This window comes from Variovorax sp. 10L426 (genome assembly GCF_056395305.1).
In genome coordinates this window covers 82,644-107,005 of record NZ_JBFTJF010000017.1, presented here as the reverse complement: position 1 = coordinate 107,005, position 24,362 = coordinate 82,644, and the positions used below count along the sequence as shown (strand labels likewise).

Below are 24,362 nucleotides of genomic sequence, written 5' to 3'. Positions count from 1 at the left end.
CGCCATGACCGATTTTCTGCAGCTCTTTTTCTCGGGGCTTGCCACCGGCGCGATCTACGCGCTGGCGGCGCTCGGGTTCACGCTGCTGTGGCAGGCCAGCGGCACCATCAACTTCGCCCAGGGCGAGTTCGTGATGCTGCCGGCGTTCGCCATGCTGGCGTTTCTCTCGTTCGGCGCGCCGCTCGGGCTGAGCTTCGTGCTGACCGTCTTCGTCGCGGTGTTCGTGCTGGGCTGGCTGTTCAAGCGCGGCCTGGTCGATCCACTCTTCAAGTACGGAATGATGCCGATCGTGGTGGCCACCATCGGCCTGTCGATCGCGATGCGCAACGGCGTTCGCGCCGCGTACAGCGCTGAGGCGCAGCCTTTTCCGAGTCTGTTTGCGGACAAGCTCTTCAATATGGCGGGCGTGACGGTCACGCTGTCGGACCTCGGCACCTTCGCACTCGCCGTGGCGATCGTGCTGGCGACGCAGTCCTTCCTCTCGAAGACAGTGACAGGCCGCGCGATGCAGGCGGTGGCGCAGAACACCGAGAGCGCGAGCGTGCTGGGCATCAACGTGCCGCGCATGGTCTTCTATACCTTCGCGATCAATGCCGCACTCGCGGTGGCGGCGGCGCTGCTGATCACGCCGACCTACCTCGCCAAGTTCGACATGGGCGAGAGCCTGGGCAACAAGGCCTTCTTCGCCGCCATCATCGGCGGCTTCAACAATTCGCGCGGGGCCTTGCTGGGCGGCCTGATCGTCGGCGTGGCGGAGAACCTCGCCGCGGCCTACATCTCGCCGGCCTACAAGGACGCGGTGGCGCTCGTCATCTTCATGATCGTGATCCTGTTCAAGCCGCAAGGCCTCCTCGGCCGGAAAGAGGAGCGCAAGGTATGAGAAAGCTCAACACGCTCCTGATGGCCGCGGCGCTGGCCGCGATGCTGATCGCGCCGCAGTTCCTCAAGAACTTCGGCATCTACCTGCTGAGCTACTGGCTCGTCTTCATCATTGCCACGATGGGGCTCAACCTCACCGTGGGCTATGCGGGGCAGAAGTCACTCGGCCATGCGGCGTTCCTGGGCATCGGCGCATACACGGTGGCGCTGCTGCTCAAGGCGGGTGTCAGCTTCTGGCTGGGCCTTCCGGCCGCGGCGGTGCTGTGCTTCGCGGTGGGACTGGTGCTCGGTTTCCCGGCTTTGCGCGTGCAGACCATCTACCTGGCCTTCGCGACGCTGGGCTTCAACACGGCGATCTGGCTGGTGATGCGGAACGAGGAATGGCTGACCGGCGGCACCTTCGGCATCAACAACATCGCACGTCCCTCGTTGTTCGGACTGTCGCTCGAAGGCAACCGGGCCTACTACTACCTCGTGCTGGCGGTGGCCGTGCTGCTGGCGCTGCTGCTCTGGGGGCTGTTGCGTTCACCCTGGGGCAAGGCCTTCACGGCGCTGCGCGACAACCCCATCCGTGCCGAGAGCCTCGGCATCAGCGTGCGCGGCTACACACTGCTGAGCTTCGCGATCGGTGCCGCCTATGCGGGCGTTGCCGGCGGGCTCTTCGCTTCGCTGGTCCAGTTCATCGAACCCGCGCCGTTCACCGTCGCAGCGTCGATCATGATGTACCTGATGGTGGTCGTCGGCGGTCCAGGCTACTTCTGGGGCCCTGTGCTGGGCGCTGCCGTGGGCGTGGTGCTGCCGGAGTGGCTGCGCGACGTGCCCGGCGTGGCCGACTGGTATTTGCCGCTGTTCGGCGCCTCGGTCGTGGTGCTGATGGTCTGGCTGCCCGACGGACTGCTGTCGATCCCCGATCGCATCAAGGCGCGCCGCGAGTCGCGTGAGGCATCGGCGGCCCGAGCGGCGGTCGCGCAACGAGCGGGGGCTTCGACATGAGCGGCATGCTTCCTCCCGTGTTGCGCGTGACCGACCTGCGCAAATCCTACGGCGCCATCCAGGCCGTCGGCGGCGTGAGCTTCGAAGTGCGCCCCGGCGAGGTCTTCGGCGTGATCGGCCCCAATGGCTCCGGCAAGACGACGCTGTTCAACAGCATGCTGGGCCAGATCAGGCCTGACAGCGGGCGCATCGAGCTCAACGGCGACGATGTGACGAAGCTCGGTCCGATGCAACTCAACCGCCGCGGCGTCGGCCGCACCTTCCAGACGCTGCAAGTCTTCGGCAAGATGACCGTGCGCGAAAACCTCATCGTTGCTGCGCAGGAGCATCATGGAACGATGTGGAGCCGCATGTTCGCGCCGGGCGATTCGGGGCTGGGAGGAAAGGCCGATGCGCTGATCAACCAGTTCCGTATCCAGCATGTCGCCGACAAGAAGGCCGGCACGTTGTCTTATGGGCAGCAGAAGCTGGTGGACATCGGCATGGCCTTCATGAGCGACCCCGACCTGGTGCTGCTCGACGAACCTTGCGCCGGCGTCAATCCGAGTCTCGTCGGCGGCCTCTCATCGCTGCTGAAGGAACTCAACCGCACGCGCAAGGGCAGTTTTGTCGTGATCGAGCACAACATGGACTTCGTGATGGACCTGTGCCACCGCATCATGGTGATGGTCGAGGGCAAGGTCATGGCCATCGGCACACCGGCGGAGATCCGCGCGAACAAGCAGGTGCTCGATGCCTACCTCGGGAATTGAGATGAACGCGATGAACAACGACACCTGCATCGAGTTCGACAACGTGCTCGCAGGCTACAAGGATTTCATGATCCTCAACAACCTGTCGTTCAAGGCCAGGCGCGGCAAGATCACCTTGCTGCTGGGCCCCAACGGCGCCGGCAAGTCCACGGTGCTCAAGACACTGTTCGGCCTGCTGAAGGTGCGGCAGGGTTCGATCCGGCTCGATGGCCAGGACATCACAGGCGCCAGCGCCAAGGACCTTCTGGTGAAGCACGGCGTGGCCTTCGTGCCGCAGGGCCGCAATCTCTTCGGCCAGCTGACGGCCTACGAGAACCTCGAACTCGGCGGCATCACGCTGGGCATGAAGACCACCCACGAGCGCATTCCCGAGGTGTTGGAACTCTTCCCACGCGTGAAGGAGCGCATGCACAGCGCCGCCGCCTCGCTTTCCGGCGGCGAGCAGAAGCAGCTCGAAGTGGGGCGCGCCTTGCTGTTGCGGCCCAGGGTGATCCTGATCGACGAGCCGTCCATTGGCTTGTCGCCCATCGTGGTGCAGGACGTCTTCAGGCTGCTGCGCAAACTGGCTGATGGCGGTACAACGGTGCTGATGGTCGAGCAAAACGTCAAGAGCGCGCTCAAGATGGCTGACGAGGCGATTGCGCTCGAATCAGGCCGCCTCGTGCTGCACAAGCGGGCCGACGAACTGCTGGCCGACCCGAACATCGAACGATTGTTTCTTGGCGGCGCGCATGCGACGGCATCGGCGTCCGTCTGATTTCACAAAGGACTCCCCATGATCTCCGGCAAGACCACCCTCATCGCCCACCTCGGCTACCCCACGGAGAGCTTCAAGGCTCCCATGATCTACAACCCCTGGTTCGACAAGCAGGGTATCGACGCGGTGGTGATGCCGATGGGGGTCAAGGCCGAGGTGTATCCGGGCGTGTTCGACGCCTTGTTCAATCTCACCAACATCCGCGGCGCCCTGGTGACCATGCCGCACAAGATCACGACGATGTCATTGGTCGACGAAGTGACGCCCACCGCGAAGATCGCGGGCGCCTGCAACGCCGTGCTCAAGCGCCCCGACGGCACGCTGCTCGGCGACCAGTTCGACGGCGCCGGCTTCGTGCGCGGTGTGCAGCGCAAGGGCCGGTCGCTCGACGGCGCGCGCGTGCTGGTCTCCGGCAGCGGCGGTGTTGGCTCGGCCATCGCGGCGTCGCTGGCCGCAGCAGGCGTCGCGGAAATGGCGCTCTTCGACGCCAGCACGGATTCGGCCGAGGCGCTTGCCGGTCGGCTGCGCGCGCACTATTCGAATCTGAAGGTCACCACCGGCTCCAACGACCCTGCCGGCTTCGACCTGGTCGTCAACGCCACGCCGCTGGGCATGAAGGAGGGCGATCCGCTGCCCTTCGACATCAGCCGCATCGCGCCGACGACCTTCGTCGGCGAAGTCGTGATGAAGAGCGAATACACGCCGCTGCTGCGCGCTGCGCGGGACAAGGGCTGCGCGGTGCAGGTAGGCACCGACATGCTGTTCGAGATGATTCCTGCCTATCTCGAATTCTTCGGCTACGGCACCGCCACCCCCGAAGACCTGCGCGCCGTCGCCACACTGGCCTATTGATCACCGCAGACCACTTCAGCATTCACCATGAGCATTTTCGAGGGCTTTCTCTCCACATCCGAAACGCTGGCCGCATTCAGCGACCGCAATTTCGTCGACGCGATGCTTCGCTTCGAGGCCGCACTCGCGCGCGCGCAGGCGCAACTCGGGCTGATCCCCGAATCGGCCGCCCATTCCATCGTCGGCAGTTGCAAGGTCGAACTGTTCGATGTTGCCAAGATCGTGCGCGACAGCGGCCGGGCCGGCAGCGTCGCGATTCCGCTGGTCAAGAGCCTGAAAGAGGCGGTGGGCCTCTTCAACGCCGACGCCGTGCGTTACGTGCATTTCGGCAGCACCAGCCAGGACGTGATCGATACCGCGATGGCGTTGGTCACGCGTGAGGCGGTCACGCTGATCGAGACCGACCTCGCCAAGGCCGCGCAGGCGCTGCTGCGTCATGCCGAAACGCACGCGACCACGCCCATCCTGGCGCGCACGCTGATGCAGCCCGCATCGGTGACGAGCTTCGGTTTCAAGTGCGTCGGCTGGGCGGCGCCGCTGGTGCGCAGCCGCGTGCGGATTGCCGCGGCATCGCGAAACGCACTGCACGTGCAACTGGGCGGTGCCGTGGGCACGCTGGCGCAGATGAAGGGGCAGGGGCCGCAGGTGCGCCGCCTCGTCGCCGAGGGACTCGGGCTGGGCGATCCGGGCGCGACCTGGCATACCCAGCGCGACGAATGGATTGCGCTCGGGTGCGAACTGGGCCTCATGGTCGGCAGTCTCGGGAAGATCGCAAAGGACATCGCGCTGATGGGTCAGTACGAGGTTGGCGAGCTGGCGGAGCCCAGCGAGCCGGGGCGGGGCGGCTCGTCGGCGATGCCGCACAAGCGCAATCCGGTGGCATCGATGGTGGCGCTCGCCGCGGCGCAGCGGGCACCCCAGCGCGTGGCGGCGTTGCTGCAAGCCATGCCGCAGGAGCACGAACGCGCACTTGGCGCGTGGCAAGCCGAACTGGCCGAATGGCCGCAATTGCTGATGTCGGCGCACGGCAGTGTTCGTGCACTTGCGGGGGCATTGCCCGGCCTGCAGGTCGACGCGGCGCGGATGCGCTCCAATATCGACCGGCTGCGCGCCGAAGTGCCGCGCGAAGCCGCCGACAATTGGTTCGATCCAGCGCTGGCCGGGCCTGCCGGCGAAATCGCGCTGGCGCAGGTCCTGGTCCTGCAGGCCCAACTCAATACACCCGAATCCTTACCATGACCACCTCTTCCACCCCTGCCGGCGACTACGAATCCGGCCTCGTCAATCGTCGCCGCGTGCTGGGCGACGCCTGGGTCGACAAGTCGCTTGCCAACCGCAATGGCTTCAACAGCGAATTCCAGGAGCTGATCACGCGCCACGCCTGGAACGACATCTGGGGCCGGCCCGCGCTGGGCGACAAGACGCGCCGCTACATGGTGCTGTCGATGATGCTCGGCATCCACGCCTACGAGGAGTTCGCAATGCATGTGCGCGCGGCGCTCGACGGGCCGCCCGAGTCGCGCCTCACGCCGGACGACATCAAGGAAGTGATCATGATGGCTGCCATCTACTGCGGCGTGCCCGTGGCCAACCATGCGTTCGGCATCGCTACCGGGATCCTGCGCGAAAAAGGCCTGCTCGCGGACGCACCGAAGTGAACGGGCATGCCGCGCGCAGCGGCATCTCGTTCGCCCTCCTGTTGCCACTGCTGCTGGCGGCCCAGCCGGTCGCGACCGACAGCTACCTGCCGGCGTTGCCGGCCATCGCACAGGATCTTGGCTCTGCAAGTTCGAGCCTGACGGTCTTCGTGCTCGGCTTCGGCCTCGGCCAATTGCCTTGCGGGCTGCTGTCCGACCGCTTCGGGCGCCGTCCCGTTTTGCTGACCGGCCTCGCGCTTTACACCATCGCGGCGCTGGGATGCGCGCTGTCGCCGGGCATCCCGATGCTGGTGACTTGCCGTGCGGTGCAGGGCTTCTCGATGGCGGCCATCCTCGTCTGCGCGCGCGCGGCGGTGCGCGATCTCTATCCGGCACACGAAGGTCCGCACGTGATGGCGCGGGGCCTGACCGGCCTCGGCGTCGTCGGGCTCCTGGCGCCGATCCTGGGCGCGTATGCCGTGCAGGGCCTTGGCTGGCGCTGGGTGCTCGGCGGCATGGCGGTCTACGCGCTGATCCTGTTCGCGATGTGCTTTCACGCTTTCGGCGAAACGCGGGTGAAGGCCGTTGACCCGACCGCGGCGAAGGGCAGTGTGCGCGAAGTCTTCGCGAGCCAGAGTTTTCGCGCTTGGGCCTCGCTCGCCGCGGCGACCTACGGCGGGTTGTTCTGCTTTCTGCTGCTATCGCCGATGGTCTACATCAGCTACCTCGGGCTCTCGCCCGGCATGTATGGCTGGATTCCGGCGGGCGGTTCGCTCGTCTACATCTTCAGCACCACGCTGTGCCGCCGCCTGCTCACGCGCAGGGGCGCCGTCCGCACGGTGCAACTGGGATCGCGTCTCAGCCTCGCCGGGCCGCTGGTGCAGGCGCTGGGCTGCTGGCTGTTGCCGTTGTCGGCATGGCCGCTGCTGCTGGGCCATGCGATCTATTGCATCGGCCACGGCATTCATCAACCCTGCGGACAGGCCGGCGCCGTCGGCGACTTGCCGCACCTGGCCGGCCGCGCCGTCTCGTGGTCGGGTTTTGCGATGATGGCGGTCGCGTTCATCGTCGGCCAGATCGCCGCAAGCTTCGTCAACCCGCAATTCAGCAACGGCGCGTGGCCCATGGTGGTGCCCATGGCGCTGGCAGGCGTCGTGCTGGTGCTGATCGCCCACGTGTGGCTGCCACGCTTGCCCACCCACTCACATCGAAAGGAAACACCATGACCCGTTTGAATGTCGTCCGCGAGGGCAGTGGCCCGATCGTCGTGCTGAGCCATGCGCTGGGCTGCGACCTGCACATGTGGGACGGTGTCGCCGCGCAACTCGCGCGCTCTCACACGGTGCTGCGTTACGACCATCGCAATCACGGCGCCTCCGAAGTGGTCGCCGGGCCGCACACGGTCGATGACCTGGCCGACGACGCAGCCGAACTGATCGCGCGAGAAGCGGCAGGCGAGCCGGTGCACTTCGTCGGCTTGTCGATGGGCGGCATGACGGCGCAGGCCTTCGCGCCGAAGTATCCGAAGCTGCTCAAGAGCGTGGTGATCGCGAATTCGTCATCGCACTATCCCGATTCCGCGCCGTGGCGTGCGCGTGTCGAGACCGTGCAGGCGCAGGGCGTAGAGGCGATTGCGCCGGGCGCGGTGGCACGCTGGCTCACGCCCGCATTCGTTTCGACGCCGGAAGGCGCAGACGCCGCGCGCGCCTTGACCGAGACGCTGGTCGGAACCGATGCCGCCGGCTACATCGCCAGTTGCAACGCCGTGGCCGCGATCGACTTCCGCGACAGCAACCGCCGCATCGCCGTGCCCACGATGGTGATCGCCGGCACGCGTGACGAAGCCACGCCGCCAGCGATGTCCGAAGCGATGGCTGCGGCCATTCCGGGTTCGCGTCTCACCACCATCGATGCCGCCCACCTGAGCGCCGTCGAGCGGCCCGTCGAGTTCACCCAGCTGCTGGTGGATTTCTGGCGGAGTCTGTGAGGCGCTGCCGCGGGATCAGCTCCCGCGGTAGGTCGAGCAACTCCAGGGCGTGCACAGCATCGGCACGTGGTAGTGCTGCTGCGCATCAAAGATCGCGAAGCGCACCGGCACCGTGTCGAGAAAAGGCGGATCGCTCTCGGCCCCCGGTTGGCGCCGGAAATAGTCGCCGACGTGGAAGACCAGTTCGTATTGCCCGACGCGGGCCGCATCGGGTGCCAGCACCGGCTGGTCGGTGCGGCCGTCGCTGTTGGTGGTGATGCTCTTCACGAGCTTCCAGCCGTCGCCTTCGCGCACCGAGAAATCGATGCGCATGCCGGCGCCCGGGCGCCCGGTGCCGCTGTTGAGTACGTGGGTGGATATGCCGGCCATGATCGTCTCCTTGAATTCGTGCGTGATGTGCGGTGCTGCTCAACTGCCGCGGTAGTACGAGTAGCCCCAGGGCGTGAACAGGATCGCGAGGTGGATGCGCTCCGTCGGATTGGCGATCTGAAAGCGCACCGGCACCTGCGACAGAAAGTTCGGCTTCGGCAACGATGTGCCGCGCGCCGCGAAGTAGTCGTCCAGCTGCAGCAGCAGTTCGTAGCGGCCGGGCTTGTAGCTCTGGTCCACCAGCAGCGGATCGTCGGTGCGCCCGCCACGGTTGGTTTCGAATCGGCGCAGCAAGCGGTAGTCGCTGCCGTCGTACATCGACAACTGCACCTTCATGCCGGCGCCGGGCGAGCCGTTGTGGGTGTCGATCGCATGCATCGTGAGCCGCGGGCTCAGGTTGCTCTGCGAGACGGGCGCGGTCGTGAGACCGGCCGGCGCGTTCTGCGCGACGGCACTCGTGGCCAGGCTGCCTAGCGCGAGGCCGGCGGGCAGGAAGGCGCGGCGGGTGAGGGTGGGCGAAGTCATGGTGTCTTGTCTCCTTTGTTTCGTGCTCTGTGGCTAGGCGACCGCCGTCGCCAGCAGCCTGCCGAGCCGCAGGCGCGTGATGATCGCGATCTGGTCCAGCGCGGCTTCGATTTCGGTGTCGGTGTCGCACTCGGTGCGCGTGCGCAGCGCCTCGAAGATCTGCGTTCGCGTGTTGGCGAGCACGGCGATGATGAAAGGAAAGCCATGCTTCGCTGCATACCCGGCGTTCAGCGCACGCAGCGTCTGCAACTGCTCGCGGCTGAGTGCATTCAGGCCGGCCTGCTCGGTCGTCGAGTGACCCGTCATGGTGCCTGCTTGCGCTTCCTTGCCCGCCAGCTCGGGATGCATGCGCAGGAAGTCGATGCGCACCTCGCGGGACGTCGCCCGCACCACGCCGATCATCGCGCGGTGCAGATGGTCGATACTCATGAACGGACGCTCGGCCCAGGCTTCGGTTGCCACCCATGGCGAGTGTTCGAACACACCGCCCAGAGCGGCGACGAAGCGCACGCGATCGAGCCTGTTGATGTCGGCCAGCGTCAAATCCGGCGCTTCGGCGGTACGCAGCACGGCACTCATAAGCTAACCTCCGTGCTGCGCACTTCGGTGCGAGCGCCTTCGGGCGGCCGGGCGGCGCTCATCGGGCCACCGCCTTTTTCACGAAGCGCGGGACGAACGCGATGATCAGGATCGCGGCGCAGATCTCGACGGCCGCGACGATGAAGAGGCCCGGCGAGAGCAGCCCGGTCGACGTCTTGATGGCGCCCAGCATGGACGGCGCGCCGAAGCCAGCGAGGTTTGCGATCGAGTTGATCAGCGCCACGCCGCCCGCCGCTGCAGCGCCGGCCAGGAAGCGGCCAGGAAGTTGCCAGAAGACGGGGATCGCGCTCATCGTTCCGACGATGGCGAGCGTCTGGGCGGCCAGCGCGAGCATCGGGCTCTGCTTCATGAAGAGCGCGGTGAGCGCGAGTCCCACGGCGCCGAGCGCGGCCGCGAATGCGCAATGCAATCGGCTTTCCTGATGACGGTCGGAGTGCAAGCCGTTGTAGACCATGCCGACCGCGCCGCAGAGGTACGAAAAGGCCATGATCCAGCCGACAGTCGCGGGGTTGGTGAAGCCCACTTCCTTTACCACCGACGGGCCGAAGAAGGTCAGCGACGAATTGGCCGCGATGATGCAGAAGAAGATCAGGATCAGCAGCCACATGCGGCGATCCTTCAGCGAAGCGATCAGGCTTTCCTCACGATGACCGAGCGCCTTGCTGTCGCGCGCCATGTCTTCATGCACGAGGCGGCGCTGTTCGGCCGTGAGCCACTTGGCCTGCTCGGGACGGTCGGTCAGGTAGAACCAGGTCACGAAGCCTGCGATCACCGAAGGAATGCCTTCGATCAGGAACACCCATTGCCAACCCGACCAGCCGTTGAGGCCATGCAGGTTGTTCATGATGCTGCCGGCCATCGGACCGCCGATCACGCCCGCAATGGCAGAGGCCGACATGAAGATGCCGAAGGCCTTGGCGCGTCGCTCGCTCGGATACCAGTAGGTCAGGTAGAGAATGATCCCGGGATAGAAGCCGGCCTCGAAAACGCCCATCAGGAAGCGCAGGAAATAGAACATCGCCGGCGTCTTCACGAACATGGTGGCTACGCAGACGATGCCCCAGCCGATAGTGATGCGCATGATCGTCTTCTTGGCGCCGATCTTCTGCAGCAGCAGGTTCGACGGCACCTCGAAGAAGAAGTAGCCGAGGAAGAAGATGCCGGCGCCGAGCCCGTAGATGGCCTCGCTCCAGCCGAGTTCGTCGAGCATGGTCAGCTTGACGAAGCCGACATTGACGCGATCGACCCAGGCCAGCACCCAGAGCGCGAAGATGAAGGGAATGATGCGCCAGGTGATGCGGCTGTATGCCGCATCCAGCGCGCTGGCCGGCGCACTCGGCGCGGCGTGTTGCGGGACTTCCAGGGTGGCCATGAACGAACTCCTTGGCGGATCAATGAGGGACATCGAAGGGGTGTGTGGATTGGGCCAGCCGGCACCCCCGCCTGTCGATACCGGCGCGGCATGCGAATCGCTATAGACTGCATCGGACATATCGATAGACGGGGGCTACGGGAAAACACCATGCAACGCGGCGTCGATCTGCTCGACGGTCATCTGCTGCGCGTGCTCGCCACGGTGGTGGAAGAGCGCAGCGTGTCACGTGCCGCCGCCCGCCTGCGCCAGACGCAACCGGCGGTCAGCGGTTCGCTCAAGCGGCTGCGCGAGATCTTCGGAGACGCCCTCCTGGTGCGCGACGGCACGACGATGGTGCCGACAGCACGCGCCGTGGGCCTCGCCGTCCAGGCGCGGCGCGCACTCGGCGAACTCGAAGCGCTGCTGGTCGAGCCCGAGGTGTTCGTGCCCGCGCACGCCGAGCAGCGCTTCCGGATCGCTTCGCCCGACTACATCGCGCCCTCATGGATCTCCCGGCTCGCGCAGCACCTGAGCGTCGAGGCGCCGCGCTGCCGCATCGAGCTGCGTGCGCTCGGACCGACCTTCGATTTCGAGCGCGCGCTCGGCGACGACGAACTTGACCTGGTCATCGGCAACTGGCCTTCACCGCCCGAGCATCTGCACATTTCGCTGCTGCTGGAGGACGAACTGGTCTGCCTCATGGCACGCGACCATCCGCTGGCGCAAGGCGCCACGCAGGTCAGCGAGGACGACTACCTGGCCGCCGGCCACGTCGTGCCCGTGCCCTATGCCTTGGCGCAGCGCGGCGTGGTCGAGACTTACCTGGGCGAGCGCCGCCTCGGGCGCGATGCGCGCGTGCAGGTGCCGTACTTCGGGTTGGCGCCGTCGATCGCGGCCAGCACGCAGTTGATCTTCACGACCGCGCGCCACTTCGCCGAATACCACGCGCGGCTGCTGCCGCTGGCGCTGCTGAAGGCGCCCGAGGGATTTCCGCGCATGCGCTTCTATCAGCTCTGGCACGACCGCGTTCACCATTCGGCGGCTCACCGCTGGCTGCGCGGCCTGGTGGCGCAATTCGGGCGGGAACTGGCTGCGCCGGCGATGCCGCAATGTCAGCAGGGTGATCCGCCGGCCAGCGGTTGAAAGACGCGCGGGCGGCCCCATCATCGGAGGCATGCCTACCCGACTCCATATCGATTTCGTGTCCGACGTCTCGTGCCCGTGGTGCGCCGTCGGACTTGGCGCGCTCGAAGCCGCTCTCAAGAAGGTTGCCCCGGACGTGACCGCCGAACTGCGCTTCCAGCCCTTCGAACTGAACCCGCAGATGCCGCCCGAAGGCCAGGATGCCTTCGAGCACCTCCACGAGAAGTACGGCTCCACGCGCGAGCAGCAGGCGCAGGCGCGCGAAGCGATCCGGGCGCGCGGCGCGGCGGTCGGCTTCGAGTTCCGCCCCGAGGGGCGCGCCCGCGTCTACAACACCTTCGATGCGCATCGACTGCTCCACTGGGCCGAGCGCGAGGATCTGGCGAAGCAGGTGGCGCTGAAGAAGGCGCTGCTCAAGGCCTGCCATACCGATGGCGAGAATCCGTCGGATCCGGAGGTGCTGGTGCGCCTCGCGGGTGAGGCCGGCCTCGATCCGCAGCGTGCGCGCTCGATCCTGCAGGGCGATGAGTTCGCCGCCGAAACCCGCGAACGCGAGCGCCTCTATACCGACGCCGGCATCCATTCCGTGCCCGCCATCATCATCGACAACAAGCACCTGATCTCCGGCGGCCAACCGGTGGAAGTCTTCGAGCGCGCCCTTCGGCAGATCGCCGGTGCGGCGCCGCCCAGCGTCGCCGTGGCCTGAACGCTGACTGCGGCCTGAACGCCGTGTAAAGACCGTCAACCGGCAACGGCGCCCGCCGGTTGAGTGAGGCAACCCCGCGCCGAAAGGGGCATGGAGCCTCGATGATCCCTCGATCCGCCGTTTCCGCGCTCGTGCTTGCATCCGCCCTGGCGCTGGGTTCCTGCGCCATGCCGAGCGGCCGGGGGCCCTTGCCCAAGGTCGCCGCCCCAGACGAAGCCACGCAACTGCGCTGGCTCGACCGCGTGAGCTGGGGGGCCGATGCCGCCAGCGCGAAGCAACTCGCGCACGAAGGCCTGCCCGCATGGCTGCGCGATCAACTGCACCCTGCGCCGGCCACGCTGCCGCCCGAGGCGCAGGCCCGGATCGATGCGATGACGATCTCCCGCACGCCTGTCGAATCCATCGCCGTCGCGCTCGTCGCGCAGCGACAGGCCGCGAATGCACTGTCCGACGACGACCAGAAGAAGGAGGCCCGGAGGACCTACCAGCAGGATCTCACGCGCCTCACGCGCGAGGCGCAGGAGCGCTTCCTGTTGCGCGCGCTCTATTCGCCCAATCAGCTCGAAGAGCAGATGACGTGGTTCTGGATGAATCACTTCAACGTGAACGCCCGCAAGAACAACCTCCGCGCGCTGGTCGGCGATTATGAGGAAACCGCCATCCGCCCCCATGCGCTCGGCAAGTTCCGCGACCTGCTGGGCGCGACGGTTCATCACCCGGCGATGCTGGGCTACCTGGACAACGCCCAGAACGCCGCCGACCGGATCAACGAAAACTACGCGCGAGAGCTGATGGAGTTGCACACGCTGGGCGTCGGCGGCGGCTACTCGCAGGCCGACGTGCAGGAACTGGCGCGCGTGCTGACCGGCGTCGGCATCCGCCGCCGCGCACCGGACGCGCCGCCGCCCAACATCAGGCCCGCATTGCGCGCCGACTACGTGCAGCAGGGGCTGTTCGAGTTCAACCCGAACCGCCATGACTACGGCCCGAAAGTGCTGCTGGGCCAGCCCATGACGCAGCATGGCCTGGCGGAAGTCGACGAAGCACTCGACCGGCTGGCGCGGGCGCCGGCCACTGCACGATTCATCTCCCGGAAGCTGGCGATCTACTTCGTCTCCGATGACCCATCGCTGGCGCTGGTCGACCGCATGGCCGACACCTTCCGCCGCACCGACGGCGATATTGCCGCCACGCTCCAGACGATGTTCGAGTCGCCCGAGTTCACTGCGTCGCTTGGCCAGAAGTTTCGCGACCCGGTGCACTACGTCATTGCAAGCGTGCGTCTGGCCGACGACGGCCGAATCGTGACCAACGTGAACCCCATCCTGTTTTGGCTCAACCGCATGGGCGAGCCGCTCTACGGCCACGAGACGCCGGACGGCTATCCACTCACGCAGGAAGCCTGGGCCAGCGCCGGGCAGATGTCCACACGCTTCGAGATCGCCCGTGCCATCGGCGCGAACGGTGCGGTGCTGTTCCGTGGCGAAGAGGGCGCACCGGGCGACAAACCGACGCTGGCACGCCTGGCCGATTCGCCCACGGTACAGGCAGCCTTGCCGTCGATGAGCGCCGACACGCGCGAAGCCCTGGCACAAGCGAAGTCGCCGCAGGACTGGAACACCTTCCTGCTTGCGTCACCCGAACTCATGCACCGCTGAAGGGGGCCGATATGCAGCGACGTGATCTCCTGAAACTGCTCGCCGCGGCATCGGCCTCCGGCCCGGTGGGACGGCTGATGGCGGCACCCGCGGCCGGCGGCACGAAGCTGCTGGTCGTGTTCCTGCGCGGCGCTTACGACTGCGCCAATGTGCTGGTGCCGGTGTCGAGCGATTTCTACTATGCCTCGCGCCCCAACATCGCCATCGCGCGGCCGGGCCAGCCTAACGGCGCGGTGACGGTCGATGCCGACTGGGGCCTGCATCCCGCGCTCTCGGCGAGCGTGATGCCGCTGTTCCAGAAGAAGCAGGCCGCGTTCGTTGCTTTCGCGGGCACCGACGACCTCACGCGCAGCCACTTCGAAACGCAGGATTCGATCGAACTCGGCCAGGCGCTGGACCGGCGCCGGGACTATCGCTCAGGCTTCCTGAATCGCCTTGCGGGTGTGCTGGGGGCGGGTCCGGTCACCGACGTGGCGCCCATCGCCTTCACCAACCAGCTGCCGATCGCCCTGCGCGGCGAGGCCAAGGCAGCCAACATGGCGCTGGCCGGGGTGGGGCGGCAGGGCATCGACGAGCGCCAGAGCAAGGTGATCCAGTCGATGTACCGCAACACGGCGCTGGCGCAGCCTGTCGCCGAGGGATTCCAGGTGCGCGACGAAGTGATGCGTGCCGTCCAGGCGGAGATGGAAGCGGCGAGCCGGGACGCGATGACCGCGAGGGGCTTCGAACTCGTCGCGCGGCGCATGGCGCGGCTGATGCGCGAGCGCTTCGACCTCGGCTTCGTCGACGTGGGCGGCTGGGACACGCATGTGGGGCAGGGTGGTGCCACGGGCTACCTCGCGAACCGCCTTGACGAACTTGGACGCGGGCTGGCCGGCTTCGCGGCGGAGATGGGCGACGACGCATGGCGCGACACGGTCGTGGTGGTCATCAGCGAATTCGGTCGTACCTTCCGCGAGAACGGCAATCGTGGCACCGATCACGGGCACGGTACGGTGTATTGGGTGATGGGCGGCGGTCTTTCGGCGCAAGCCGGCGGGCGTGTCGTCGGCGAGCAGGTGGCGGTCGCGCAGGATCGGCTTTTCCAGAATCGCGACTACCCGGTGCTCAACGAATACAGGGCGGTGTTCGGCGGGTTGTTTCGCCGGATGTATGGGCTCTCGCCGGCACAGCTCGGGCAGGTCTTCGATGGTGTGGCGCCGAAGGACCTGGCGCTTGTCTAGGGGAAGGTCGCCAGTCGAATGCCTCGCTTCGCTGCAAATTGCTTCGAAGGCCTGTTCTACCTCTGCTTCTTTGGAATTTGACCTTGCCCCCAAAAAACGTATCCCTTGCTGAGTGTTTCAATGCAAGCAAGGAGAACGGACATGACGAAGACGACGAGAGCGCGCTACACGCTGGAGTTCAGGAGGCCGTGCGGCTGGTCGAAGGTGGCCAGAGCATCGCGGCGGCGGCGCGCACGTTGGGCGTGGTCGAGCAGACCCTGTTCAACTGGGTCAAGGCACAGCGCCAAGGCAAGCTCACCGGTGCTGACGGCAAGGCGGTGAGTGCCGAGCAGATGGAGATCAGCCGGCTGCGTGCCGAGCTGGCGCGCGTGAAGATGGAGCGCGACATATTGGAAAAAGCCACGGCGTACTTCGCGAGATCGCAGCGGTGAAGTACGCCTTTTGTCCAACGCCACCGACGTGTGTGGCCGATCTCTGTGCAATGCCGGGTGCTGCAAATCAGTATGACGGGATACCACGAGCACTTCGTGCGCAAAGCCAGCGCCGCGCAGCGCCGCCACCTGAGCGACGATGCCTTGCTGGTTCACATCAAGGCCATCCATGCCGAGACCCGTGGCGGCTACGGCTGGCCGCGTATCTGGAAGGAACTGCTGGCCCGCGGCATCCGCGTGGGCAAGGACCGTGTGCAAAAGCTGATGCAACGCCACGGCATTCGCGCTCGAAGCAAGCGTCGTTTCCAGGTCACCACCGACAGTCGCCACGATCTTCCGATCTCGCCCAATGTGCTGAACCGCGAATTCACCGTGAGCGAGCCCGACAAGGTCTGGGTAGGCGACATCACATACATCGCAACCGATGAGGGCTGGCTGTTTCTGGCGGTGGTGCTCGACCTGTTCAGCCGCCAGGTGGTGGGCTGGTCGCTGCGCGAGGACATGACACGCGACATCGTGATCGATGCGCTGCGCATGGCATGGTTCAAGCGGCACCCGGGCAAACAGGCGGGCCTGATCTTCCACAGTGACCGGGGCAGCCAGTACGCCAGCCACGACTTCAGGGACGTGCTCAAGGAGTACGGCATCACCAGTTCGATGAGTCGCAAAGGAAACTGCTGGGACAACGCCTGCAGCGAGACCCTGTTCGGGTCATTGAAGGTCGAGCGGCTGCATGGGCGCCGCTTCAAGACCAGACGCGAGGCCAAGGACGAAACCGTTGCGTGGCTGCTCTGGTACAACCGCACTCGACTCCACTCAACGCTGGCCTACGTCAGCCCGATGCAGTTCGAGCAGGACTGGCTTGCCAATCAACCAAGGCAAGCCAACTCATGAACTCGGCTATGGGTTACGGATTCCAGGGGCAAGGTCATACAACCTGAAGAGGGTCATCGCGATCTTGGGTATAGCCAGAACGATGAAGGCGATGAGATTGATGGAGGCGTGAGCCTCTCAAGGCCCCCCAGCGATCAATTCGAATGACCCCGGGCGCACTTGCTGTGCACCGCGTACTGGATAAGTCGCTCTTGGCCACCCCGCCGCGTTCGCGGTCATGTCCTGCACACTGCAATCCAACGGTTTGCACACGGCCTCGGCCCGCTGCAGTCCTAGGAGCCTGCGCGGCAGAGGCGTGACGAGCGCGCAGAGGCTTGATAGATTTGGGCGCATGCCCATCAGCTACGGGACCATCCCCCGCAATGAGCTGACAGGGCTGGAGTGGCTTCAAGACGGGTACGCCACGCACCCCAGCGCCGCTGTCGTGCGCGCCTTTGGGCAAGCGGCGCACCTTCCCCGTCGGGGTGGCAGTTCCGACAGATCGGCAACCCCGACGACGCGCAAGTCGGCCTGTGTAGGCGTGACGGCGTCTCGCCTTGGCCGCACGGACGACCGGCCCAAGGGGGCCATTGACAAGGTACCGACGACTCGTGCGGCGGACTCATGTTCGCTGGCCTCCCTCTGGCCTGCTGCCGCTGAGGGCGTGGGTTTTCCCCAGTTCGCAGCTTGCCTAGGCCACATATCATTTCGTTCCGAACGAAACGATAGCTGCATCATGATTCCACAGAGCGACTTCGATCTCACGTTGAAGCTGGAGGGCTACATTCCCTACCGACTCGCCGTGCTGTCCATGCGTGTTGCGAAGACGTTTGCGCGCCAGCATGCCGCTCGCTACGGCGTGTCCATTCCGGAATGGCGAACGATCATGACCCTGCGTCACCTGGGTCCCAGTTACCCGGCGGACGTATGCCGGTTTTCGACGATGGACAAGACCAAGGTCAATCGGGCCACCATCCGACTCGTTGCTGCCGGCTTCATTTCCCGAACGCCAGATCCCAATGACGCGCGGCGCTGCACGCTGGCCCTCACCGAAAGCGGCCAGCAATTGCACGACGAAATTCTTCCCATCGCCCTCTCGCTGGAGCACGAATTGCTCTCGGTGCTCGATCCGGAAGAAAAAGAAAGCTTCGATCGCATTCTGGCGAAGCTTGACTCCCGAATCCGCGCTATGGGCAGCGAGGAATTGTCAAACGACAGCGATAGCCCGGAATAAACGGGCCTGATCTAGCAGGCAGCCCTGCCGCCCTGTCACTACCTAACCTCAAGGAAATCTCGTGAACCAAGTCGCCACGCTCGAGCCTGCCAAGACCCAATCCGCCAAGGGCGCCCGAACGTTAAAAAACACCCCAACGCGCTCGGCTGCTCCATCGGTAAGGGCTGCCGCGCTGCGGCGCAAGATCAAAGCCGATCGGATCACTACCTGCATTGGCGCAGAGATCAGTGGAATGGATCTCTCGATCACGCCGGACAAGGACGAGGCGGCCGCGCTGCGGGCGCTGCTCCTGCGCCACAAGGTTCTGGTGTTCAGGGACCAGGACATCACCGCAGCGCAGCACGTCGCGCTGGCGCGCATGTTTGGCGACCTCGAGGTTCATCCCGTGTTCAAGCACCATGAAGAACATCCGGAACTGGTAGTGCTCGAGGGAGGCGCCGGCGCCAAGAACGGCCGTGAAAATTGCTTTCACGCGGACGTCACCTGGCGAGCGCTCCCCTCGATGGGATCGATCCTGCGCTCCGTTGTTTGCCCGGAGGTCGGAGGCGACACGATATGGACCAACATGGCTGCCGCATACGAAGGGCTCGCTGCCTCTACCAAGAAGGCGATTCAAGACCTGAACGGGGTTCATGACATCGCCCCCAGCTTTGCCGATCGAACGGAAGCGTCCAAGAAAGATGAATTGCGCGCGCGGTTTCCCGCGCAGATCCATCCCGTCGTCCGCTGCCACCCGGAAACCGGTGAAAAAATCCTGTTCGTGAACGAAGGCTTTGTTACCCATTTCGAGAATTTTGTCGAAAGCCCTGCATTCCGCACCATGACGGAATTTCGCACCGGCGAGCGGGCACTGCTTGACTACCTTCTCTCGCAGGCCAAATATCCCGAGTATCAAATGCGCCTGCGCTGGCGCAAAAATACAATTGCTTTTTGGGATAACAGGGCCACGCAGCATTACGCCGTGCAGGATTATGCCCCGGCGCAACGGGTCATGTGGCGGGCAACCGTCATTGGAGACAGTCCAATGAAGTCTGCCAAATAACAATAAACACCCCGCCAGATTTAAAACTCAATCACCAGAAAAATCGATTCGAATTATCGAATCGTGGGTCTGCTTTTTCTTTTTTTACCCGGCATCGTCTCAAAACAGAAGGAGATATATCATGCTCTTGCGTCGCGATTTTCTGTGCAGCGGTATTGCTGCAGCCGCATCACTTAGCGTCTTCGGGGCTCAGGCCAAGAGCACCAAGCCAATCACAATTATTGTGGGATTTGCGGCTGGAGGATCTCCCGATCTGGTGGCCCGCACCTTGGCGGACAAATTGGCGATCAAGCTCGAGCGACCGGTTGTCGTCGAAAACAAATCAGGTGCGGCCGGGCAGCTGGCATTGGCAGCGTTGACAAACGGGAACGCAGATGGCTCGACCTATGTCTTGACGCCATCCGCCATGGTGACTTCGGTGCCCTTGCTCTACAGCAAGTTGCCGTTTGACCCGAAGAAGCTCGAGCCGGTCATGACCGCCTGTCGCTACGAGTATGGCGTAGTCGCCGGCGCGGCAATGCCCGCCAAAAGCATTGCCGAACTGCTTGCCGCCATCAAAGCTGCGCCGTCGCAGGCGTCCTATGGAATTCCAGGGCCGGGCACGTCGCCGCACTATATCGGCATGCTGCTCGCCCGGGCGGCAGGAGTGGATGCCCAGGCCGTGCTCTACCGCGGCGGCCCCCCGATGCTCTCCGATCTGTTGGGCGGACAGATCCCGTATGCGATCAATGTGCTGTCGAATTTCGTCGACCATCACCGCGGCGGCCGCATTCGGGTACTCGCCGTGAGCGGCAGCAACCGAAGCCCACTCCTGCCCGAAGTCCCGACGCTTGCGGAAGCCGGATACCCGCAGGCTCAAGTCGACGACTGGTATGGCTTCATGGCCAAGGTCGGAACGCCGAAGGCAGAAAGCGCCGCATTTTCTGCCGCGGTACGAGAAGTCCTGGAAATTCCAGCGGTTCAGAAAACGCTGCTTGATTCCGGCCACTACCCGTATGTGATCGCAGCAGACGAGCTAACCGCCGACATCGCCAACAGTCAAAAGAAGTGGACTGAACTCATCAAGACAACCGGCTTCAAGATCGAAAGTTGATTTCGGAACCCGGCACCTTCCAGCGTCACAAAACCCAGGAAAAGCACATGCAAACCTACCACAACACGATCAACGGAGCGCCCGTGGGATCCGACGTGACTTTCAACTCGTACAACCCTGCCACCGGCGAAGTACTGGGTCGCGTGCCCGAGTCGACCCAGCAGCAGGTGGTAGAGGCGATTGCCGCCGCGCGAGCCGCGCAACCCGCCTGGGCAGCCAGGCCCGACGCCGATCGCAAGGCGCTCGTGATGAAAGTAGCGGATGTCATCAACAAGAACGCCGACTATCTGGCCGAATGGGTTACCCGCGAGCAAGGCAAGCCGCTCGGTGGCGTCGGTCCCAGCGAAATCCCTGGCGCACGTTTCGAAGTGTGGGGCTGCGAAGCCTGGACCCAGGTGCCTGCGAGTCTTGACCTGCCCGTGGAAGTCGCCTTCGAGGACGACACCCGCCGCGATGAAGTGCACCGCAAGCCCTATGGCGTGATTGGCGCCATCGCCCCCTGGAATTGGCCTTTGCTCATCGCCATCTGGCAGATCATTCCTTCGATCCGTGCGGGCAATACGGTCGTCATCAAGCCCTCGGAATACACCTCCATCGGGACGCTCGAGTTGGTGCGCCTGATCGCAGAGGCGCTCCCGCCCGGGGTCATCAACACGATCAGCGGCTCAGGAGAGGTCGGCTCCTGGCTGGTGTCCGACCCGGGCATCGACAAGGTGATGTTTACCGGCTCCTCACGCACGGGTTCAAAGATTGCGGCGGCGGCGGCCAAGAACGTGACTCCGGTGACGCTCGAGTTGGGAGGAAACGACGCGGCCATCATGCTGCCCGACGCTGATCCTAAAGCGATGGCGATGGGGCTCTTCTGGGGTGCGTTCATCAACATGGGGCAAACCTGCGCGGCGGCCAAGCGGCTTTACGTTCCGGAGAACCTGTACGAAGACACCGTGCAGGCATTGAAGGAACTCGCCATGGCAATGCCCATGGGCAACGGCATGAGCGATGGCATCGTCATGGGGCCCATCCAGAACAAGATGCAGTACGACAAGGTGGTCAACCTGGTCCAGAGCGCGCGCGAGCAAGGCGGCACGATCGAATGCGGAGGCGAGCCGATGGCCGGCCCGGGCTATTTCTATCCGCTCACCCTGGTCACGGGCCTCAAGGACGGCGACCGCCTAGTCGATGAAGAGCAATTCGGCCCGGTTTTGCCCATCATCAAGTACCGCGAGATCGAAGAAGCAATCGCCAGCGCCAACCGGCTCGACGTGGGGCTAGGTGCCTCTGTCTGGTCACCGGATGTCGAAAAGGCCAAGGAGGTGGCATCGCGCATTCACGCGGGAACGGTGTGGATCAATCAACACGGGATGGTTCACCCGATGGTGCCTTTCGGTGGCGTGAAGGGCTCCGGGTACGGCGTGGAGTTTGGTCACGACGGATTGAAGGCGGTCACGCGCCCGAAGGTCATCAGTGTGAAGAAGTAGCGGGTTCCTCGCCGCAAGCGGAATTCTGTGGAGCCTTGCCTTGGAAGCGTTCACTTACCCGGTGCCGCGCGCCCTCACGTCCGAGTAGGGCGCAACGTACCAAGTCAAGCTGCACCATGCCGCGGTCATCTGTCATCGAACCCCATGTCTGAACCCCATCGGTTCATCTGAGCGCGGACCTGGGTGTCGAGCTTCACAGCCATCGCAGACGACTCCGCAACGCGAACTGATCGCTCCCTTGACGCCCGACCCTATTTCCTTCGAACCGAGGAAGGGCCGCATAGGGCACGCAACCGCCGAATGCTTTGTCGCTGCTGATGGCCGCTTAGGCGCGGTCAGGTGACATTCGGTGGCTGGGCCTTCAAGGACCGGTAGTGGCCGGGACTGCCTGTTCACCAATCTTGCCGATAGCAGCCCTTGGTCTTGCGGACGATCACGCCGAAGGGCACCTGGCAGGTACGTCCGCGAACTGGTACTCGCGGCCATGAGGAGTCGCTTGATCTTGCGCCGATAAGCTGCCCTTCGAAAACGCGAGCGACCGAAAGCGGAAGCCCCACCTACACGAAGCGGACGGCTGCGTGCGAAAGATCGGGCGGGTTTCCCCCACGGACCGTGCCCCTGGCGGCACGCCATGCGTCGTGCAGTGACAACCATTTTGCTGTTGCCATCGGTCTCGTGAGTGGCTGGCTATCCTTTCACAGCCAGCACCGTGAACGCTGTTGCGCAAGCGAACAGTGCGAACGCAGTAGTCGCGGCCATTGTCATCGGGTGCGGGGCCATCGCGGGTTCACCGATCGCCAGCCGCTTCCTACGCAGCGCGCCGAACGTCATCATGGCCACTGCCGCCACCAGCAAGATGCCGCCGAGCATCATGACGAGCCACTGGTCGCTGACGATGCCAGCGCGCAGCGCGAGCCCGGCATTGGTGAGACCCGCCAATGCCGTGCGATTCCAGGCCAGGGCGGTGCGTTCGGGCTGCAACCCGGGGTCGCGCAACGGTTGGCGTCCGCCTGCACGATCCAGCGATCCAGTTCCCTTCATTGCATCAGCAGCGATGCGGCAATCGCGGCCGAGAGAACCAAGGTCGCAGCTGCCGCAAGCGGCAGGGACAAGTTGCCCCGCAACGTCCTGGCGTGACGCATGGCGATTTCGTTGTCACGCCAGCGCAGGTATGCCATCCCGCAAAGAAGCATCGACTGTACGGTCAGCCCGACCGCAATGGCGACGACGACCGCGTGCGGGCCAAGCCGGGTCGCGAATTGGTCCAAAACGAGACCCCCGGCCAGCAGGGACAGTGCCGTTCGTATCCACGCCAGAAAGGTCCGCTCGTTAGCCAACGAGAAGCGGTAGTCCGGCTCCTGACCTTCGCGCATCCACCTGGGAGTCCACATGAGAGTTCTCTCGGCAGCGGCTAGAAGTTCGATGGCTTTCGGGTCATCTCAGGACGTGCGCTGGCCCTTGAGCGCCGATGCCGGTATCGCCAGAAGCATCACAGTCACCGAGATGACGAGTACGGCGGAGATTGTGTACATGCCCAGCCCCAGGCTTCCCGTGGTCGTCTTGATCCAGCCCAACAGTGCCGGGACGATCGCCCCCCCAAGCGCGGACATGGCACCGATCGCGGCGATCCCTCCGGCTGCGGCCGATCCCGCGAGGTAGCTCGGCGGGATGGTCCAGAACACGGCGACGAACGCGAAATGTCCGACGCCGCACAGGGTCAGCAGGGCCACGGCACCGGCGGTGGTGCCGAAGAACAGCGGAAGCAGCGCCAGCGCCGTCGCCGAGACCAGGGCCGCGCCGGCGGCATGCCAGCGGCGCTCCAGGGTCCGGTCCGAATGCCGTCCGACCAGGATCATGCTGATCAATCCGGCCAGCGACGGCAGTGCGGTCAGGAGACCGACCTGGGTGATGCTGGACACGCCAGTAGCCCGGATGATCGTCGGCGCCCAAAACGCGATGGCGTTGGCAGACCAGTAGGTGGCGAAGCCCAGCAAAGCCATCACATAGAGCTTCGGGTCCCTGAGCGCGCTCAGGAAGTTCGCCTGCTTCTTGTTTTCGCGAAGGCGGCGGTCAGCGTCGACGTCGCGTTTGATGAGCGCTCTGTCCCGGTCGTTGAGCCAGTGCGCCTTGTCCGGGCCGTCCTGCAGATAGAAATAGGCCATCACGCCCACGATCACCGACGGGATGCCTTCGAGCAGGAACAACCACTGCCAGGCATGCAGCCCGTGCTGGCCGGACATGTTGTTCATGATCCAACCGGAGACGGGGCTGCCGATGATGCCGGCGACCGGCAACGCAGCAATGAACATCGCCGTGATGCGGCCGCGGTGTGCGGCAGGGTACCAATAGGTCAGGTACAAGAGAATGCCGGGAAGGAAGCCGGCTTCGGCCGCACCCACCAGAAATCTAACGACATAGAACTGCAGCGGTGTCGATACGAACATCGTCGCTGTCGACGCCAAGCCCCACAACACCATGATGCGAAGCAGCGTCTTGCGTGCGCCTATCCTTTCAAGCAGCAGATTGCTCGGTACCTCGAGCACGAGGTAGCCGATAAAGAAAAGTCCGACACCAATCCCATAGACCGTGTCGCTGAAGCCCAGGTCGCTGCGCATCTGCAACTGCGCGAAGCCCACGTTCAGACGATCTACGTAGTTGAGCACGTAGCAGAGGAACAGAAACGGAATCAGCCGTAGCGTTACCTTGCGAAAGGCGGTTTCGGATTCGGCGTGCGCGAGCGCTTCGCTGTTCGCCGTGGCGGCGTAGGTCATGGGTG

The 24,362-nt window shown here is 64.7% G+C and carries 24 protein-coding genes and 1 pseudogene; 18 read left to right on the top strand and 7 right to left on the bottom strand.

The window, feature by feature from the left end:
- The first annotated feature begins 4 nt into the window (after nt 1–4).
- The 9 genes from AC1DHL_RS23215 to AC1DHL_RS23175 are packed head-to-tail and all read left to right on the top strand — an operon-like array spanning nt 5 to nt 7,857.
- Nucleotides 5–880: a branched-chain amino acid ABC transporter permease gene (locus tag AC1DHL_RS23215; protein ID WP_478163516.1), complete on the top strand. Its 876-nt coding sequence runs from the start codon at nt 5–7 to the stop codon at nt 878–880.
- A complete protein-coding gene (locus tag AC1DHL_RS23210) occupies nt 877–1,872 on the top strand; it encodes a branched-chain amino acid ABC transporter permease (protein ID WP_478163515.1) in 996 nt (331 codons plus the stop codon). Before AC1DHL_RS23215 ends, AC1DHL_RS23210 begins: the two co-directional genes overlap by 4 nt.
- Nucleotides 1,873–1,877: 5 nt before the next feature.
- Nucleotides 1,878–2,624 carry an ABC transporter ATP-binding protein gene (locus tag AC1DHL_RS23205; RefSeq protein ID WP_478163533.1) on the top strand — a complete coding sequence of 249 codons (747 nt, stop codon included), beginning with the start codon at nt 1,878–1,880 and terminating at the stop codon, nt 2,622–2,624.
- 10 nt (nt 2,625–2,634) lie between these two features.
- Nucleotides 2,635–3,381 (top strand): ABC transporter ATP-binding protein, encoded by a 747-nt coding sequence (locus AC1DHL_RS23200; RefSeq protein ID WP_478163514.1) that lies wholly within the window; start codon nt 2,635–2,637, stop codon nt 3,379–3,381.
- Between the two features lie 18 nt (nt 3,382–3,399).
- The gene (locus AC1DHL_RS23195) at nt 3,400–4,233 is read left to right on the top strand and encodes a shikimate dehydrogenase family protein (RefSeq protein ID WP_478163513.1); all 834 of its coding nucleotides are present in this window, start codon (nt 3,400–3,402) and stop codon (nt 4,231–4,233) included.
- A 27-nt stretch (nt 4,234–4,260) separates the two neighbouring features.
- Nucleotides 4,261–5,472 carry a 3-carboxy-cis,cis-muconate cycloisomerase gene (pcaB, locus tag AC1DHL_RS23190; RefSeq protein ID WP_478163512.1) on the top strand — a complete coding sequence of 404 codons (1,212 nt, stop codon included), beginning with the start codon at nt 4,261–4,263 and terminating at the stop codon, nt 5,470–5,472.
- Nucleotides 5,469–5,891, top strand: a complete 423-nt coding sequence (locus AC1DHL_RS23185; RefSeq protein ID WP_478100953.1) for a carboxymuconolactone decarboxylase family protein — start codon at nt 5,469–5,471, stop codon at nt 5,889–5,891. Before pcaB ends, AC1DHL_RS23185 begins: the two co-directional genes overlap by 4 nt.
- The gene (locus AC1DHL_RS23180; RefSeq protein WP_478100955.1) at nt 5,888–7,096 is read left to right on the top strand and encodes a multidrug effflux MFS transporter; all 1,209 of its coding nucleotides are present in this window, start codon (nt 5,888–5,890) and stop codon (nt 7,094–7,096) included. Before AC1DHL_RS23185 ends, AC1DHL_RS23180 begins: the two co-directional genes overlap by 4 nt.
- On the top strand, nt 7,093–7,857 hold the full coding sequence (locus AC1DHL_RS23175) for an alpha/beta fold hydrolase (RefSeq protein WP_478163511.1): 765 nt from the start codon (nt 7,093–7,095) through the stop codon (nt 7,855–7,857). Before AC1DHL_RS23180 ends, AC1DHL_RS23175 begins: the two co-directional genes overlap by 4 nt.
- A gap of 15 nt (nt 7,858–7,872) precedes the next feature.
- Here the strand turns inward: AC1DHL_RS23175 and uraH (AC1DHL_RS23170) are convergent, their stop codons facing one another.
- The 4 genes from uraH (AC1DHL_RS23170) to AC1DHL_RS23155 are packed head-to-tail and all read right to left on the bottom strand — an operon-like array spanning nt 7,873 to nt 10,723.
- Nucleotides 7,873–8,226 carry a hydroxyisourate hydrolase gene (uraH, locus tag AC1DHL_RS23170; protein WP_478100959.1) on the bottom strand — a complete coding sequence of 118 codons (354 nt, stop codon included), beginning with the start codon at nt 8,224–8,226 and terminating at the stop codon, nt 7,873–7,875.
- Between the two features lie 39 nt (nt 8,227–8,265).
- On the bottom strand, nt 8,266–8,751 hold the full coding sequence (uraH, locus tag AC1DHL_RS23165; RefSeq protein ID WP_478163510.1) for a hydroxyisourate hydrolase: 486 nt from the start codon (nt 8,749–8,751) through the stop codon (nt 8,266–8,268).
- Nucleotides 8,752–8,784: 33 nt separating this feature from the next.
- Nucleotides 8,785–9,330 (bottom strand): 2-oxo-4-hydroxy-4-carboxy-5-ureidoimidazoline decarboxylase, encoded by a 546-nt coding sequence (gene uraD / locus AC1DHL_RS23160; protein ID WP_478163509.1) that lies wholly within the window; start codon nt 9,328–9,330, stop codon nt 8,785–8,787.
- Nucleotides 9,331–9,388: 58 nt separating this feature from the next.
- Nucleotides 9,389–10,723 (bottom strand): MFS transporter, encoded by a 1,335-nt coding sequence (locus tag AC1DHL_RS23155; protein ID WP_478163508.1) that lies wholly within the window; start codon nt 10,721–10,723, stop codon nt 9,389–9,391.
- A 150-nt stretch (nt 10,724–10,873) separates the two neighbouring features.
- On the opposite strand from AC1DHL_RS23155, the gene AC1DHL_RS23150 reads away from it, so the two are divergent.
- The 9 genes and pseudogenes from AC1DHL_RS23150 to AC1DHL_RS23110 all read left to right on the top strand — a co-directional run bounded on the left by AC1DHL_RS23150 (nt 10,874) and on the right by AC1DHL_RS23110 (nt 21,586).
- Nucleotides 10,874–11,848 carry a LysR family transcriptional regulator gene (locus AC1DHL_RS23150; RefSeq protein ID WP_478100968.1) on the top strand — a complete coding sequence of 325 codons (975 nt, stop codon included), beginning with the start codon at nt 10,874–10,876 and terminating at the stop codon, nt 11,846–11,848.
- A gap of 31 nt (nt 11,849–11,879) precedes the next feature.
- On the top strand, nt 11,880–12,554 hold the full coding sequence (locus tag AC1DHL_RS23145; protein ID WP_478163507.1) for a DsbA family oxidoreductase: 675 nt from the start codon (nt 11,880–11,882) through the stop codon (nt 12,552–12,554).
- 101 nt (nt 12,555–12,655) lie between these two features.
- Nucleotides 12,656–14,212: a DUF1800 domain-containing protein gene (locus AC1DHL_RS23140; RefSeq protein WP_478163506.1), complete on the top strand. Its 1,557-nt coding sequence runs from the start codon at nt 12,656–12,658 to the stop codon at nt 14,210–14,212.
- An 11-nt stretch (nt 14,213–14,223) separates the two neighbouring features.
- Complete coding sequence (locus AC1DHL_RS23135) at nt 14,224–15,435, top strand: DUF1501 domain-containing protein (RefSeq protein WP_478163505.1); 1,212 nt, start codon at nt 14,224–14,226, stop codon at nt 15,433–15,435.
- Between the two features lie 141 nt (nt 15,436–15,576).
- Nucleotides 15,577–16,760: pseudogene (locus AC1DHL_RS23130) on the top strand (IS3 family transposase).
- Nucleotides 16,761–17,475: 715 nt separating this feature from the next.
- Complete coding sequence (locus AC1DHL_RS23125) at nt 17,476–17,973, top strand: MarR family winged helix-turn-helix transcriptional regulator (protein ID WP_478163504.1); 498 nt, start codon at nt 17,476–17,478, stop codon at nt 17,971–17,973.
- Nucleotides 17,974–18,034: 61 nt separating this feature from the next.
- Nucleotides 18,035–19,015, top strand: a complete 981-nt coding sequence (locus AC1DHL_RS23120; RefSeq protein WP_478163503.1) for a TauD/TfdA dioxygenase family protein — start codon at nt 18,035–18,037, stop codon at nt 19,013–19,015.
- Between the two features lie 121 nt (nt 19,016–19,136).
- On the top strand, nt 19,137–20,108 hold the full coding sequence (locus AC1DHL_RS23115) for a Bug family tripartite tricarboxylate transporter substrate binding protein (RefSeq protein ID WP_478163502.1): 972 nt from the start codon (nt 19,137–19,139) through the stop codon (nt 20,106–20,108).
- Between the two features lie 47 nt (nt 20,109–20,155).
- Nucleotides 20,156–21,586, top strand: coding sequence for an aldehyde dehydrogenase family protein (locus AC1DHL_RS23110; RefSeq protein WP_478163501.1), 1,431 nt, complete (start codon nt 20,156–20,158; stop codon nt 21,584–21,586).
- 687 nt (nt 21,587–22,273) lie between these two features.
- On the opposite strand, the gene AC1DHL_RS23105 is transcribed toward AC1DHL_RS23110, so the two are convergent.
- The 3 genes from AC1DHL_RS23105 to AC1DHL_RS23095 form a co-directional block, all read right to left on the bottom strand.
- Nucleotides 22,274–22,627, bottom strand: a complete 354-nt coding sequence (locus AC1DHL_RS23105; protein WP_478163500.1) for a DUF202 domain-containing protein — start codon at nt 22,625–22,627, stop codon at nt 22,274–22,276.
- Nucleotides 22,624–22,959, bottom strand: coding sequence for a YidH family protein (locus AC1DHL_RS23100; RefSeq protein ID WP_478163499.1), 336 nt, complete (start codon nt 22,957–22,959; stop codon nt 22,624–22,626). The genes AC1DHL_RS23105 and AC1DHL_RS23100 overlap by 4 nt, the downstream gene beginning before the upstream one ends.
- A gap of 66 nt (nt 22,960–23,025) precedes the next feature.
- A complete protein-coding gene (locus AC1DHL_RS23095; RefSeq protein ID WP_478163498.1) occupies nt 23,026–24,357 on the bottom strand; it encodes an MFS transporter in 1,332 nt (443 codons plus the stop codon).
- Between the last annotated feature and the right edge of the window lie 5 nt (nt 24,358–24,362).

Bases quoted from the DNA above. Each gene is read 5' to 3' on its own strand.
- AC1DHL_RS23215 (WP_478163516.1), top strand. From the start codon at position 5: ATGACCGATTTTCTGCAGCTCTTTTTCTCGGGGCTTGCCACCGGCGCG.
- AC1DHL_RS23210 (WP_478163515.1), top strand. From the start codon at position 877: ATGAGAAAGCTCAACACGCTCCTGATGGCCGCGGCGCTGGCCGCGATG.
- AC1DHL_RS23205 (WP_478163533.1), top strand. From the start codon at position 1,878: ATGCTTCCTCCCGTGTTGCGCGTGACCGACCTGCGCAAATCCTACGGC.
- AC1DHL_RS23200 (WP_478163514.1), top strand. From the start codon at position 2,635: ATGAACAACGACACCTGCATCGAGTTCGACAACGTGCTCGCAGGCTAC.
- AC1DHL_RS23195 (WP_478163513.1), top strand. From the start codon at position 3,400: ATGATCTCCGGCAAGACCACCCTCATCGCCCACCTCGGCTACCCCACG.
- pcaB (WP_478163512.1), top strand. From the start codon at position 4,261: ATGAGCATTTTCGAGGGCTTTCTCTCCACATCCGAAACGCTGGCCGCA.
- AC1DHL_RS23185 (WP_478100953.1), top strand. From the start codon at position 5,469: ATGACCACCTCTTCCACCCCTGCCGGCGACTACGAATCCGGCCTCGTC.
- AC1DHL_RS23175 (WP_478163511.1), top strand. From the start codon at position 7,093: ATGACCCGTTTGAATGTCGTCCGCGAGGGCAGTGGCCCGATCGTCGTG.
- uraH (WP_478100959.1), bottom strand. From the start codon at position 8,226: ATGGCCGGCATATCCACCCACGTACTCAACAGCGGCACCGGGCGCCCG.
- uraH (WP_478163510.1), bottom strand. From the start codon at position 8,751: ATGACTTCGCCCACCCTCACCCGCCGCGCCTTCCTGCCCGCCGGCCTC.
- uraD (WP_478163509.1), bottom strand. From the start codon at position 9,330: ATGAGTGCCGTGCTGCGTACCGCCGAAGCGCCGGATTTGACGCTGGCC.
- AC1DHL_RS23155 (WP_478163508.1), bottom strand. From the start codon at position 10,723: ATGGCCACCCTGGAAGTCCCGCAACACGCCGCGCCGAGTGCGCCGGCC.
- AC1DHL_RS23150 (WP_478100968.1), top strand. From the start codon at position 10,874: ATGCAACGCGGCGTCGATCTGCTCGACGGTCATCTGCTGCGCGTGCTC.
- AC1DHL_RS23145 (WP_478163507.1), top strand. From the start codon at position 11,880: ATGCCTACCCGACTCCATATCGATTTCGTGTCCGACGTCTCGTGCCCG.
- AC1DHL_RS23140 (WP_478163506.1), top strand. From the start codon at position 12,656: ATGATCCCTCGATCCGCCGTTTCCGCGCTCGTGCTTGCATCCGCCCTG.
- AC1DHL_RS23135 (WP_478163505.1), top strand. From the start codon at position 14,224: ATGCAGCGACGTGATCTCCTGAAACTGCTCGCCGCGGCATCGGCCTCC.
- AC1DHL_RS23125 (WP_478163504.1), top strand. From the start codon at position 17,476: ATGATTCCACAGAGCGACTTCGATCTCACGTTGAAGCTGGAGGGCTAC.
- AC1DHL_RS23115 (WP_478163502.1), top strand. From the start codon at position 19,137: ATGCTCTTGCGTCGCGATTTTCTGTGCAGCGGTATTGCTGCAGCCGCA.
- AC1DHL_RS23110 (WP_478163501.1), top strand. From the start codon at position 20,156: ATGCAAACCTACCACAACACGATCAACGGAGCGCCCGTGGGATCCGAC.
- AC1DHL_RS23105 (WP_478163500.1), bottom strand. From the start codon at position 22,627: ATGAAGGGAACTGGATCGCTGGATCGTGCAGGCGGACGCCAACCGTTG.
- AC1DHL_RS23100 (WP_478163499.1), bottom strand. From the start codon at position 22,959: ATGCGCGAAGGTCAGGAGCCGGACTACCGCTTCTCGTTGGCTAACGAG.
- AC1DHL_RS23095 (WP_478163498.1), bottom strand. From the start codon at position 24,357: ATGACCTACGCCGCCACGGCGAACAGCGAAGCGCTCGCGCACGCCGAA.